This is a genomic window from Paenibacillus sp. FSL R7-0210, assembly GCF_038009085.1.
GTDB lineage: Bacteria > Bacillota > Bacilli > Paenibacillales > Paenibacillaceae > Paenibacillus_AQ > Paenibacillus_AQ silagei.
The window spans coordinates 4647789-4661925 of sequence record NZ_JBBPAR010000001.1 but is presented as its reverse complement, the minus strand read 5'-3'; the positions used below and the strand labels follow the sequence as shown (position 1 = coordinate 4661925).

Here is a 14137-nt window from a genome sequence, read left to right as displayed (position 1 = left end):
TGGGGATAATTATTGGAAAGTTCTATGAATTTGAATATTTGGAGAGGATAGCGATGAGTCGAAATGTTTTGCCCATTAGTAAGCCATTAGTAAAATGCTATCTATACGATGCCTGTCCGCTATCTATCTTGGCTAATACAGAAGATTATCTGGATTGGTTCTATAGTAACTATATTCAGTTATTCTGTAGTAAAAATATATTGGAGGATGGGTATTTATTTCTAGAGTTTTACGGGAAAAATCAGGCTTTCACCTCCCCTTGGCTTAAAAATCAGCATTTGTCAGGATGTACATTGGCTAAAACACAGCAGGACATCATCAAGTTTATTATCGGCCATATCGATCTTGGCTACTATTTTTATGGTCATTTAGATGATTTTTATGTTCCATTTAGAATGGATCATCGAAAACATCATTTTTTACATGATCTGATGATTTATGGTTATGATGAGGAAAAAAGTATCTTTATGGTCATAGCGTATGACAAAAATGCGCTCTTTGATCACTTCGAGATTAGTTTCGATACATTTAAACAGGGTTTTTTGCAAGGCTATTCTATTAATAAAAATATTCCTTATTGGCACGATTGGGTCTATCTTTTCAAATTCAATAATCATGGGCAGTACAATTTTGATTTGAAGCTGGTAGAAGAACTGCTCCATGATTATTTATTTGGCATAAATACCTCCGAAAAACATCGGGCATCAAGTAATCCATGGTCAAATGAGAACAAAGCTTTTGGAATGGAGGTGTATCCTTATTTGAAAAAATATTATATGCATTTGATAAATCGTAAAATAAAATATGATACAAGAATTACTAGTATTTTAGTTGAGCATAAAAGATGTATGTTGAAAAGGATAAAGCACATGCACGACAAAGGATATCTCATGGGTATAGAACCTTTATATGAACATTATGTCGAAATAGAAAAGAGGTTCGTTATTTTCCATGGGCTTATGATTAAATATATGTTAACAGGGAATAAATCATGCATCGATACTATTGTGAATTCACTAGACGATATTGCTCATAAAGAACAAATGATTTTGTCGGAGCTTCTGGAGAAGATCAGACAGACAAATGCATTCAGGAACGGGAAGGAGGTTGTTCAATGAGATTTAGCTTTATTATACCTGCTTACCAGAATAAGGATCTTCTTCTTAATTGTCTGAAAGCGCTTAATTATCAAGAAGGTTACGTGAGAGACGAATATGAGGTTATAGTGATAGATGATGGCTCGAACTATCCGTTATATCCCTTTATTGAAAATATAAATCAAAATTATGATTTGGATTATTTATATCTTGATAGAGATGAATTATCCAGCAGATCTAGAGCCAGGAACCACGGCTTGAAGGTAGCCAGAGGAGAATATATTATATTTATTGATGCAGATATTATTGTAAAACCTGATTACCTGGCCGAACTGGATCGTGTCTATCGGATGGAAGCGGAAGCGATGGTAGTGGGTACACGGCTAATGCTTAGAGATAATGTTACATACCAGGACATATGTAATAAAAGTGTTTTTGATAAATTTTCTTTAACAGCAGATAAGCCGGAAATGTTTGACTTTCGCCTTCCCATCTTTGATGAACTTTCTTATAACAGCTCTGCGATGAAATTCCCTTATATCTATGGTTTAACGTGCAATCTGGCCGTACCTAAAAGCAAAATAGAACTGGCTGGCGGATTTGACGAAGAGTTAATATTCTGGGGGATTGAAGATATTGAATTATCCTACAGACTGTATAAAGCAGGTGTGAAAGTAATAATAAATAGTAAGCTGGAGGTTTTGCATCAACTGCATGGAAATCATGGGAATTTCGTTGAAGAAGATAAAATAGAGGGACTGTATAAAAATATTGATGTATTCCTGCGCAAGCATCGCGGTGTGTTGCCGCTGTCGGATGAGGAAGTGTATGCATTCTTTAGCAGTATAGCCACGAGGTATAATATGTTGGAGGCCCGCAAAAATAATCCATTAAAATTGAAGTTCGAGTTCAGTGAAAAACAGGATCTGGAAATGCTCAAAGAAACAATTGAAAAGATCTCTGATTGGGAGGGACACGAATTAGAGATCTATGACTTCATTGAGGATACAGATTTAGATATTTGGATCCAGTTGCTGGGGAAAAGAAAAAGCTCTATAAGATACTATCCAATGACAATGAAATTTATCTTTGAGAAAAGAGAGGCTGTGTATGAGAAAATATAGCATTGTCATCGTTACATATCAAATGAGAGAAACCTTGAGAAATACATTAGAAGCGTTAAACTATATGGAAGGATTCGGAAGGGATGAGTTTGAGGTTATTGTTTCAGATGACGGATCTATGGACGGAACGCAAGAATATGTACAGGGGATTAACAGAAATTATGAAATGAAGTATATCTTTACGGAAAGAAGCCAGTTATCCTGCCGAAATAGGGCGAGAAATTTGGGAATCAAGGAAGCCGGCGGTGAGATTATTATTTGTATGGACGGAGACGTTTTAGCCAATAAAAATCTATTGAGTGAATTTGATAGATGTTATTCGATGGACAGTAATATTGTAGTTGCTGGAGCACGGATTATGCTGGAGCGGAATGTGGAGTATGAAGCGGTGCATGATCAAAGTATATTCATGAAGCACAGATTTGACGGCAGTAATAATGAATCTCTGGATGACCGCTACAGAAAATATAATGTGCTTTCTTACAACTCCAATGCTATGAGGCACCCCTGGCTTATGGCGCATACAAATATTGTTTCCATTCCCAAGGCCTATATTAATAAGGTAGGGCTCTTTAGTGAAGAAATAAAAGGCTGGGGCTTTGATGAGTCAGAACTAATGTACAGACTTTTTAAAGCGGGCGTTAAGTTTATTATAAATCATAAAATCGAAGTCTTGCATCAGCCTCACAACGAGATGAGAGATACACCTGAGAACGTGAAAGTAATTGAATTCACAAACAATATCAGCCTCTTTTTTAAGAAATACCCGGATGCGCTGAATCAGTTGCCTGAAAATTTAACTGACTATTTTATGAATGATCAAATGCTGGAGTTGCTTACTCCTGCTCATGCTATTCTCAGAAGAATTGAACTTAATCTCAAGCAAACTGAAGAATTACTAGAAATCAAGCAGGTTATTATAAAATGTCTTAATGAAGAAGGCCTGGAACTGGTTGTGTACGATTACATTGAATCTACAGACCTGGATATATATATTCAGCTGCTGGGCGAGACCAGGAGTGTTATTAAATATTTCCCAATGTCCAAAAAACTTACTTATAGTACTGTTCTGGACGGAGGCGAGAAATGAACTATATTGCCTATTTGGCTTACGGAAAACGTGAATTTGCTCTGGAAGCAGTCTATTCAATTCTGTCACTTTATTATTCCGCTGGCTTTGAAGACCATAAAGACATTAGCATTATAATTTATACGGATCAAAGCGATTTTTTCACACGTGTGTTTGGAAAGAACGACAGAATTATCTATCAGGAGTTGACAGAAACACTGAGAGAATCTTGGATGAAAGGAGGTTATGTTTATAGAGCGAAAATTAAATTACTCCAAGATTGTATGGGCAAATATCCGGGCAATCTATTATTAGTAGATACAGATACCATCTTTATAAAAGATAATCTGGAGGAGTTATTCTGCGGAATTAGCCAAAATCAATTTCATATGTATGCTCAGGAAAATACGCTTGAGCAAAGAATGCGGATTCATCAGGAAGTGGTCATCGACCCCAAAGAGCAGAACTCTGAACTCAGTCTGTTGAATTTTATTAAAGATAACAGTTTTATGACCACAAGTGCTAAAGAAATTAAAGTACCTCTTACTATGGAAATGTGGAATTCAGGTGTAGTTGGACTTAATAAATCCCATCTTTCTTCACTGGATGAGGTCCTGGAAATGATAGATACGATTTATGAGAAGTTTCATTACCGCATTTTAGAGCAATTTGCTCTGTCATTTGTTTATGGTAAACAGTATAAGATCTGCAACACTGATTGTACTATTCATCATTACTGGTATTCCAAAATTACCAGATACATCATATTAATCTTTTTTAAGAGAATCCATGAAAAGGGACTATTTAAAAATAGCCCTTTATGCACAGATTTTAATATAGTTGAATTATTTGAATTTGAGCAAAAGTACTTTTCTCAAGATATCGAGAATTATAAAATGGAAGAGTTGTATCAAATTGAGTTTATGGAACTGGAATATGAGCAACTTATTCCGTATGGGGCAACAATATTGAAATATTTTTGGGATATAGAGTTTCTTAAAGAGTTAATCCCTAAAAACAGTTTTTTTGGTGAGATACTAACAAAATATGCCGCTAGTGGACTTTGATATCATATCGTGTCCACAACCTCAAGAAATTCGACAACACCGGCGAAGACATGGAGGACCTGATCTCCATCGGCACCATTGGTCTGATCAAGGCTATCGAGAGCTACCGCCCGAACAAGGGCACGAAGCTGGCTACTTTTGCAGCTCGCTGTATAGAGAATGAGATCCTGATGCATCTTCGGTCGCTGAAAAAGACTCGCAAGGACGTATCCCTGCACGATCCGATCGGGACAGATAAAGAAGGTAATGAAATCACGCTGATTGATATCCTCGGCTCGGAAGCGGACGATGTGATTAAGGAAGTGGATTTGAAGATAGAGAAGAGCAAGATCTACCGTAACCTCGATATCTTGGACGAGAGGGAGAAAGAGGTTGTCGTCGGCCGCTTCGGCCTGGACACTGGAGGCGAGGAGCGGACGCAGTGGGAGATCGCGAAGGACCTGGGGATCTCGCGGAGTTATGTGTCGCGGATAGAGAAGAGGGCACTCATGAAGCTGTATCATGAGTTTTATAAGGTGAAGCGGTAAGAGTATAGGGTCTGTCTTTTGACAGGCTCTTTTTGTTGTCGAAATATGGATAAGTAGTTCAAAAGAATTATGTGAAAAGTCGGATTTCCATGTAAAACATTTGAAATCTGATGTTATAATTTGGATATATGTGATTCAATACAAGGTAATTTAGAGGGGGTGAGGTGGCTAGGAGTTTTGGAATTACAGTTATTAAATTGATTAAAGAAACTGCGAAAGCGCAACGTGCAGCTGTAAAATCCAGGAATATTGCTATTCGTGAACAGATAATGATCTGATGGCGTATCACGCTCAATTAACGGTTAAGGGGTGAAAAGTAATGATTCAAGAGATTTCCATTAAGAAGATAGCCACTTATAACGATATAGGTGTTGTCTTTAGCGGATTAAATAAAATTAATTTTTTTTACGGTTCTAATGGAAGTGGGAAAACATCATTATCAAATGTTATGAAGAATATTGATAACTTTTCAGATTGTAATATTAATTGGGTATCTCAACCATTAAAAACATTGGTATATAACCAGAAATTCGTTGAGGAAAATTTCCATCAGGAATCGAACATAAAAGGTATATTCACATTAGGTAAGGAGTCAACTGAAATAAAAAACGAAATTACTGAAAAAAAGAGGCTGGTTGATAAATTAGATGAAGAGATTCGGAAAATGCGCACTAACTTATCCAATAAAGAAGAAGAATATACCTCGAATGAAAATGAGTTTATAGATGATTGTTGGGAAATGAAAAGAAAATATGATAACGAGTTTTTGCAAGCTTTTTCAGGTGTTCGAAATAATAAAATTAACTTTATGAATAAATGTAAACAGTCGCATTCACTTGAAGGTATGTTATGTGATGTTGAAAATTTACGCGCTCGTTCAAATAAATTATTCAATGGAAGTTTAGTGATAATTCAAGCTATACAATCAATAAAAAATGACGAACTAGACGCTGCTTGTTCAAGTCAGATATACCAAAATCAAATTGTTGGTAACAAGAGGTTGATATCGCCGCTCTCATTTCTAAACTGGCAATAAGCGATTGGGTAAAAAGAGGATATGATCATGTACATAATTCAGAAGGTAAATGCCCTTTTTGTCAACAGTCATTGCCGGTTGGTTTTCTACATCAATTAGAAGAGTATTTTAATGAAACTTATGAAAATGAGATGAAGGAATTAAAAAAGTGTGTTGATCAGTACATGGAATCTTATAGTATTCTTAAAACTTCAATCCAGGACCTATTGGAAAAGGAATTGCCATATATCGATAAAGAGAAAATTTATCAACAGTTTGAACTAATCAGATCGAAGAATGAAATCAATCTCGAATTGATTGAACAAAAACAAAAAGAACCGAGTAAAGGAATGACACTAGTTCCTGTTGATGAATTTGTAAAAAATATCAATCTGGAAATTGAGAGAGTAAATCAGGAGATTCATGGACATAATAGGTTGATTGGTAATCGGACTCTGGAAGAACAACTACTAAAGAATCAGATATTGAGATTCATAGCAAATGAGAATCTGCATAATCACGAAAAATATGTACGAAAAGAATTTAACATTAAGAATGCGATAACGGGGATAAAGGATAGGATTACGTCAAAAACATCTGAGAAAAACAGATTAATTTCAGAAGTTGAGGGGTTGGAGGCTCAAATCACTAGTGTAATTCCATCCGTTAATGAGATGAACCGTCTGTTAAAAGCATATAATTTTACAAATTTTAAATTTGCGCATACACAAAACCAGGGTAATTATCGATTGGTACGATCCACTGGAGAAGATGTAAATCAGACGTTAAGTGAAGGAGAAAAAACATTCGTAACCTTTTTATATTTTATGCATTTATTGAATGGAAGTAATAACAGAGATCTTATTTCAGAGAATAAAGTCGTTGTGATAGATGACCCAATTTCTAGCTTGGATAGCAACGTATTATTTATCGTTAGCAATCTCATTTTGAAACTTATAGAGGATAGCAGGAACAATAAAAACAATGTTGTTCAATTATTTGTTTTAACCCATAATGTCTACTTTCACAAGGAAGTAACGTTTAATAAAAAGCGTTCAAAGGGCGTTAAATTACATGATGAAACTTTTTGGATTATTCGAAAAGTTAATAATGATGTTACAGCGGCTCAATCTTACGATACAAATCCAATTAAAACTTCGTACGAGTTAATGTGGCAAGAACTTAGATCAGCAACACAGATTAGTTCTTCAACTACGGTTCAAAACTTGATTCGTAGAATTATAGAAAACTATTTCAAAGTATTTGGAAATTTTAGTGAAGATGATATACTGAATAAATTCGATGAAGAAGAAAAGGTAGTATGTAAATCGCTTTTGTCCTGGGCGAATGATGGGTCTCATTTTGCAAGTGATGATTTGTATATTGAGCATCCATTAGATACAAATGCTAGGTACCTGAATATTTTCGAGAAAATATTCAAGGTTACAAATCATCATGCACATTACAATATGATGATGGGCATTGAGGAAGAAAATAAGATTCCTCAAGCACAGGTATCATGATTGAGTCCTTCTTATCCTTCTTATTAAGAAAGAATATAACTATATGGTAAACAGATAGTTTATTTAGACAGTGGACGGTATGTAACCCCTACACCAGAACGGGAATTCCTTTATTTTGGAGAATATAGAGTTCATGCAGATTATGCCTTGAAATATTTTATTAAGAATAGTCCCGCTTATAAGCTTAATGAGTTTTTGTATGATGAAGAAGAACCTGAAGCAAGCTTTGCTCGAGGAAGGTTCTTCGAGGTCATCTTGTTGTTTGAAGATACAATGGAGAATGCATTTCTTGAATATACACCGTTACAAAGATGACTTCCTAGAAGGCTTAACTGCTCTTGATGGTGAATGGCCATGGATTGAGGCTAATACCAAACGTCAAGAAGAGCAGGTCGTGGTTCGGTTGAAAACGGGAAAAGTCCTGAATCAAATGCTTAGAGATTATCGTCAACGTGTCTTACTAGGAAAATTATAATATAGATGCCCGGGTAGAGGCTCCGGAGGGAATGGAAGGGAGGCCCTGATGAGAAAAAATGATATCGGTGATTATATTCATAAAGAGGAAATGGTATTGCAAGATTCATTAAAAAAGAGTCAAGATCTTATTTCTAATATTAATGAGCTACTTGTTCTTTTATCGGATATTGTTATATTTGAAGATAAGAAGGCAGGAAGTTTTTTTCTTCTAAGTAACCAGGTTAAAAATGATTTGTATCTTTGTTTACTATCTGCTCTAAGAGGACATGAGACACAATCAAAATTAATGAAACGTCAAGCTATTGAAAAAGCATGTTTGGCGGCTTATTCTCTTGTCGAACCAAACATTGAGAAATTCCTTGGTCAGGATGAAGATGGGGCAAAGCCAATAAAGGCGGCCCTAGTTAATTCTTTTAAATATGTGGAAAAAGAATTTCCAAGTCATTCTCAAAAGCTAAAGCAAATTAAAGATATGATAAATAATTTTTATGCACATGGGAATATGTTTAATTCGCTTAGTAAAGAGGATCATTTTGGTTTTATCGATAGTCGTGATGTAGTGATGCAAAAAGCTTTCCTTTGGGAGATCGGGTATCTTACTATCGTTATTTTTGACTTGTGGTATTTAGCACTTGAAAAATGTTCTTTCGCAAAAAGAAACCAACAAATCCATATGAGATTTGTCCAAGCAGTTAAAATAAACCAAAAGTATCGAGAAGGATTTATGAACCATGAACGCTTTGCTAAGTATAAATCACGCTACAACAACGAGGTCTAAAGTAGAAAACTTGAATTTTTATGGGAATTATTAAAAAGTGCTATAGTTAGATTTTGTTCAGAAATGCATGTTTTCATTAAGTTAAAATTGATTAATGAAATGACATCGCATCGTGTCCATAACCTCAAGAAATTCGACAACACCGGCGAAGACATGGAGGACCTGATCTCCATCGGCACCATCGGCCTAATCAAGGCCATCGAGAGCTAGCGCCCGAACAAGGGCACGAAGCTGGCTACTTTTGCTGCCCGTTGTATCGAGAATGAGATCCTGATGCACTTACGCTCGCTGAAAAAAAACCGCAAAGACGTATCCCTCCACGATCCGATCGGAACGGATAAGGAAGGCAACGAGATCACCCTGATCGATATCCTAGGCTCGGAAGCGGATGATGTAATTAAGGAAGTAGATCTGAAGATTGAGAAGAGCAAGATCTATCGTAATCTGGATATCCTGGATGACCGGGAGAAGGAAGTTGTGGTCGGGCGGTTTGGGCTTGATACAGGTGGAGAAGAGAGGACGCAGCGGGAGATTGCGAAGGAGCTGGGGATCTCGCGGAGCTATGTGTCGCGGATAGAGAAGAGGGCGCTGATGAAGCTGTATCATGAGTTTTATAAGGTGAAGCGGTGAGGTAAGAAAATTGCCTGTAGGAATGAGACATTAGATATCTCGGTCCTGCAGGTTGTTTGTGTTTTTTAATAAGATATTCAAAAATCACTGTGTTATCTGTAAGGATTGAAGCGGATATAAAATGCGCTGTACTGTGGTATACTCGAACTATAAGTGCGAAATGAGGTGTTTGTGGAATGATGAATCTTACGAAGGACCTTGCTAAATTGATTCGGTTAACAGGTGACCGGGCGAAGTTGGATGCTAAAGCAAATGGAACATATATAGTATATAAGACAAATGAGGGGCAAATTGTTAGAGAATATAGTACGGGTGAAATTGAGAAAATGAATGAACAGGATTTCATCCATGAATGAGACAAAGGTAACGATGTTTGTGTTTGCCGGTAATAATGGAAGTGGCAAGAGCACAATCCGCAACTTGATTGTTGACAGGCTTGGGGTAAGTGTAAATATTGACCCCGATGCACTGGCCCGTAAAATTAATAATGGGCATCCTGAAAAGAGTAAAGTATCCGCTGGAAAGGAAGCCATAAGAATAGCCAGGGAATGCATCCGTAATCCGATAACAATAGAGCATTTATAAAGCAACTTGTCTGCGGATGAGTTGCTTTTTGTTTTTCAAACTTAATTTTGAACAGGTTTTGTTTTACGGATATATCGTCCTGGAGATACCCCTTCTGACTTCGTAAATTGTTTGGTGAATGAATATATATCCCCGTAACCAAGGCTAACGGCTACGTGTTTGATGGGAAGTCCGGATAGCAGCATCATTTTTGCCTGTCTCATTAAATGTTCAGTGTGGTACCGCTTAGGGGAAATCCCGGTAGTCTCTTTAAAAAATTTCCGGAAGTTCTCGTAGCCCATATTCACGGCAGATGCCACCTCCTGAATATCAAAGTGAATATCATTGGAGACACTAATCAGCTCGCAGGCTTTTGTTATTTTACTTTCAATTTCATTGCTATGAGCATTATGAATGCTACTGTGCAATCTGATAATCAAATCCTGAGACTTCATTAGCAGGGAGGGAAGACTTTCATCTGTTGCACTTTTCAAGGCTTTCAGCAAGGAAACAAAATCAAAGAAAAAATCATTCGTATGCTGTGCCGATTGGACTTCCTTATCGGAATTAATAATTCCAAGTGTCTTTAAGTATGAATAGACAGGATACCCGACACTGATATAAAACTCGATCCAATTCCCATCTGATTCAATTGCAGTAGAGTGCAAACGTTCAGGTAGACGTTGAACAAGATCGCCTGCTTGCATAGGAGTAACGGTACCGTCCGCAGAAATAAATGTTCCACTGCCTTGCAATACCACAAAACAGCTGTAATATCCTATCTTAAAATCATATTGAGAACGCTCTGCTGATCTTTTCCGCATAAAGCCGCAAGATAAAATACCCTGATTAAAGTCTTTGCCGATACATCGGTAGATTACATCATTTTCATTAATGTCTGCAAAATTCATGTATTCACACTCCTACCAAAATGGATAAATGAAATACCATACTCAACATTTAATATTAGGAATTTTCCTTATATTATAGGGGTATCTACATTGAAAGATCAACCAATTAGAACAATGGATGGGAGTGTTATTTAAGCCGATGAAGCTAAGCAGAGATTGGGAAAATCAATATGTTACTCAAAAAAACCGTTATCCCATGCATGAGCCCTACGGAGTATACGAAACCGTTGAACAGGCTTTAAGCGGAGACCGGAGAAAGTCTAAATACGTAAAAAGCCTGAATGGAATGTGGAAGTTTAAAATGTTCGGATCTCCCGATGAAGTAACGGATGAATTCTATAGTCCTGAATATGATGTTTCCCATTGGGATCATATTCCGGTTCCTTCCAATTGGGAGCTTTCGGGGTATGGAAAACCTGTATACACCAATATGTTGTATCCTTTTGTTCAAAAAGGGGAGGGTTCAAGTCACGAAATTCAACTCAGGAATAATGAATACATTTTGAATCCGCCTCATGTTCCAGAGAGTAACCTTACCGGTTGTTACGTTAGAACGTTTGAAGTTGACGAACATTTTAACGAAAGGGATATATTTATCGATTTTGGAGGTGTAGAATCGTGTTTTTATCTGTGGTTAAACGGCAAACTGGTTGGTTATTCTCAGGATAGTAAGCTTAACGCTTCTTTTGATATCACGGATTACATTCAAAAGGGACAAAACCTTATAGCTGTTCAGGTGATGCGGTTTGGAGCCGGGACTTATCTGGAGGATCAGGATTACTGGCATCTCTCGGGGATCTACCGGGATGTTCTCATTTATGCAAAACCACGTATGCGCATTCATGATTATAAGATCGAAACCCTCTTTTCAGGGAATTACAACAATGCCGAATTAAAAGTGACGGTTGCACCTAATAATCAAGTGAATGGTTATGGTGAGGCTCATGTGCGGTTGTCCCTGTATGATAGCGAACAGAAATTGGTTACTGAGTTTGAAACGCCAAAGTTTGCGGATTGTGATTCCTACCTGCGAGAAAAATATGTAGCAAAGGTTACGAAAACCATTTCAAATCCTCACTTGTGGAGCGACGAGAGCCCTTATCTCTATAAATTGGTGTTAGAAATGATTGATTTGTCTGGAAATGTAGTTGATATTGAGAGCGCGAATGTCGGCTTCCGTGAAGTGAATATCGATCGAAAAGGGGTCCTGAGAATTAATGGGAAGCGTCTCATTATACGGGGAACCAATCTTCACGCCTTTTGTCCTGAAACCGGACGAGTCGTAACAACAGAATATATGCGCGAGCAAATCAAGGTCATGAAATCGCTGAATATCAATGCGGTAAGAACAAGTCACTATCCGCACGCAATCGAATGGTATGACTTGTGTGATGAACTGGGCATTTACTTGGTGGATGAAGCCAATATTGAAACACACGGTCTTGGCGGCCAGTTAAGCGCATCCCCCGAATGGACAAATGCGTATATGGAACGGGCTACACGGATGGTTCTGAGAGATAAAAATCATCCATCCATTATTCTCTGGTCTCTGGGTAATGAATCCGGTTATGGAGCGAATCATGCTGCGATGTACGGCTGGATTAAGGAGTATGACAAAACAAGGTACGTTCAGTATGAGTCTCTGAATCCTCCGGCAAACATCTCCGATATTATGGCGCCTATGTATCCTCAGAAAGATTGGATTCTGGATGTCATGGCTGAAAGCGAGGATTTGCGTCCTTTTATTATGTGTGAATATGCGTATGCGAAAAGTAACAGTAACGGAAACTTTAAGGAATTTTGGGATCTCATTCATAAATTCCCGCGGTTTCAAGGAGGATTTATTTGGGATTTTCAGGATAAAGCGCTGGTTAAGCAGGATAAAGACGGAAATAAAAAGTATGTCTATGGCGGGGCATTCCAGGAAGAGGTTACTGATCCTGCACCTGATATGTGCCTGAATGGTATAGTTTTCCCAGATCTCACTCTCAAGCCGGCTGCGAATGAAATCAAAAATGTACAAGCTCCTATCCAAATGGATTACATGCCTGGGAATGATGGCTATCGAATTTATAATCATTACACGCATCGGGATTTAAGCCATTTGAATATGGCTTGGGAACTGGTTTGCGATGGCAATGTGATAGAAAGCGGTAGTTTGCCTAGATATCACACAGCACCCGGATCCGTTGATAAGCTGCAAGCGCCATACGATTCGTCTAAAGTCTCCGGGGAAGCTTTTCTTAATTTCTATGCTTATTTAGACGAGGACACCTTTTATTCGAAGAAGGGAGCCTGTATTTATGCCTGCCAGATAGAGATTAAGGATTCTGTGAATAAAGTGCATACCGGAGATATTGAAAAGGATAGCTTGAAGTATGATGAAACGACAAATGAAATTCGTATATATAATGAAAATACAACGGTTCTTTTCTCGAAAGAAACGGCAGAGTTCATTGCTGTAAAATATAATCACAAGAATTATTTCACGGGAGGAACCAATAACTTCTATCGCCCTCCAACAGGAATTGATGCAGGTATTCATCTCGAAACGTCCAATTATGCAGATGAATGGCAAGCTCTCGGGCTCCATTCCAATGAGAAAGAAATCAAGAATATTCGGGTATTTGCAGCACCGGCTGCTGTTATCATTCAAGTTCATTGTATATATCATGGATGCATTGAAACCAAAACCAATTATACCGTCGGCGGCAAAGGTATAGAAATCACCAATACAGTTGTGAACAATGCCAAGGTCGACACCCTCCCGAGAATTGGACTAAGCTTTAAGTTCTCTGATGCCTGGAAGAAGATGAAATGGTATGGCCGCGGGCCATGGGAGAACTACGCGGATCGTAAATCTGCCGCATTCGTTGGAGTATATGAGAGTACTGTAGAACAGCAGCACGTACCCTATATCTTACCGGTAGAATGCGGTGGTAAGGAGGATGTCCGGTATTTATATTTGTCATCCGAAGAACAAGCAGTAAAAGTCTCGGCAGCGGGACATTTCCATTTCGATATTCATGGACACAGTATTGAGCAATATGACAACGCCGCCTATGAAGACGAGCTGGGAGATTCAGATTCTGTTTATCTTCATATTGATCACAAACATGCAGGTCTTGGCGGAGATACCGGCTGGACCAAAAATATTCACGATCCCTATCAAATTAAGAAAGGTATCTATGTTTATACGGTAACTATAGAAATCATTTCTTAAGAAAAACTAATTTTTGACTGGCTGAGTAAGGGAAGGATTGTGAAAGAGGTCCGGTTCAAGCAAGCTGGGAAATCCGTAGACCGGATATATTACCGTATTGGGGTATTATAAGGCGAAGCGGTGAGAGACAAA

13 protein-coding genes and 1 pseudogene are annotated in these 14137 nt (G+C 37.8%); 13 read left to right on the top strand and 1 reads right to left on the bottom strand.

What is annotated here, in order from left to right; translation table 11 throughout:
• The first annotated feature begins 53 nt into the window (after positions 1–53).
• From MKY64_RS19835 to MKY64_RS19780, 12 genes and pseudogenes are all read left to right on the top strand, one after another.
• The gene (locus tag MKY64_RS19835; protein WP_155991594.1) at positions 54–1118 is read left to right on the top strand and encodes a hypothetical protein; all 1065 of its coding nucleotides are present in this window, start codon (positions 54–56) and stop codon (positions 1116–1118) included.
• Positions 1115–2221 carry a glycosyltransferase family 2 protein gene (locus tag MKY64_RS19830; RefSeq protein ID WP_036727843.1) on the top strand — a complete coding sequence of 369 codons (1107 nt, stop codon included), beginning with the start codon at positions 1115–1117 and terminating at the stop codon, positions 2219–2221. Before MKY64_RS19835 ends, MKY64_RS19830 begins: the two co-directional genes overlap by 4 nt.
• A complete protein-coding gene (locus MKY64_RS19825; protein WP_036727845.1) occupies positions 2208–3311 on the top strand; it encodes a glycosyltransferase family 2 protein in 1104 nt (367 codons plus the stop codon). The genes MKY64_RS19830 and MKY64_RS19825 overlap by 14 nt, the downstream gene beginning before the upstream one ends.
• Positions 3308–4357 carry a hypothetical protein gene (locus tag MKY64_RS19820; protein WP_340955252.1) on the top strand — a complete coding sequence of 350 codons (1050 nt, stop codon included), beginning with the start codon at positions 3308–3310 and terminating at the stop codon, positions 4355–4357. The genes MKY64_RS19825 and MKY64_RS19820 overlap by 4 nt, the downstream gene beginning before the upstream one ends.
• The gene (gene sigK / locus MKY64_RS19815; RefSeq protein ID WP_340955250.1) at positions 4354–4884 is read left to right on the top strand and encodes an RNA polymerase sporulation sigma factor SigK; all 531 of its coding nucleotides are present in this window, start codon (positions 4354–4356) and stop codon (positions 4882–4884) included. The genes MKY64_RS19820 and sigK (MKY64_RS19815) overlap by 4 nt, the downstream gene beginning before the upstream one ends.
• 319 nt (positions 4885–5203) lie before the next feature.
• The gene (locus tag MKY64_RS19810; protein WP_340955249.1) at positions 5204–5920 is read left to right on the top strand and encodes an AAA family ATPase; all 717 of its coding nucleotides are present in this window, start codon (positions 5204–5206) and stop codon (positions 5918–5920) included.
• Complete coding sequence (locus MKY64_RS19805; protein ID WP_340958137.1) at positions 5890–7422, top strand: AAA family ATPase; 1533 nt, start codon at positions 5890–5892, stop codon at positions 7420–7422. The genes MKY64_RS19810 and MKY64_RS19805 overlap by 31 nt, the downstream gene beginning before the upstream one ends.
• Positions 7423–7711: 289 nt before the next feature.
• Positions 7712–7897 (top strand): hypothetical protein, encoded by a 186-nt coding sequence (locus tag MKY64_RS19800; RefSeq protein WP_155991595.1) that lies wholly within the window; start codon positions 7712–7714, stop codon positions 7895–7897.
• A 48-nt stretch (positions 7898–7945) separates the two neighbouring features.
• The gene (locus MKY64_RS19795) at positions 7946–8677 is read left to right on the top strand and encodes a hypothetical protein (RefSeq protein WP_340955246.1); all 732 of its coding nucleotides are present in this window, start codon (positions 7946–7948) and stop codon (positions 8675–8677) included.
• A gap of 117 nt (positions 8678–8794) precedes the next feature.
• Positions 8795–9307 (top strand): annotated as a pseudogene (sigK, locus tag MKY64_RS19790) (RNA polymerase sporulation sigma factor SigK); the annotation flags it as partial.
• 176 nt (positions 9308–9483) lie between these two features.
• Positions 9484–9663: a hypothetical protein gene (locus MKY64_RS19785; protein WP_036727852.1), complete on the top strand. Its 180-nt coding sequence runs from the start codon at positions 9484–9486 to the stop codon at positions 9661–9663.
• On the top strand, positions 9656–9892 hold the full coding sequence (locus MKY64_RS19780; RefSeq protein WP_445323314.1) for a hypothetical protein: 237 nt from the start codon (positions 9656–9658) through the stop codon (positions 9890–9892). Before MKY64_RS19785 ends, MKY64_RS19780 begins: the two co-directional genes overlap by 8 nt.
• A 41-nt stretch (positions 9893–9933) precedes the next feature.
• Here the strand turns inward: MKY64_RS19780 and MKY64_RS19775 are convergent, their stop codons facing one another.
• Positions 9934–10782, bottom strand: coding sequence for a helix-turn-helix domain-containing protein (locus MKY64_RS19775; RefSeq protein ID WP_340955244.1), 849 nt, complete (start codon positions 10780–10782; stop codon positions 9934–9936).
• Positions 10783–10921: 139 nt separating this feature from the next.
• Between MKY64_RS19775 and MKY64_RS19770 the strand changes: the two genes are divergently transcribed.
• Complete coding sequence (locus MKY64_RS19770; RefSeq protein ID WP_340955242.1) at positions 10922–14005, top strand: glycoside hydrolase family 2 TIM barrel-domain containing protein; 3084 nt, start codon at positions 10922–10924, stop codon at positions 14003–14005.
• Positions 14006–14137: the final 132 nt, after the last annotated feature.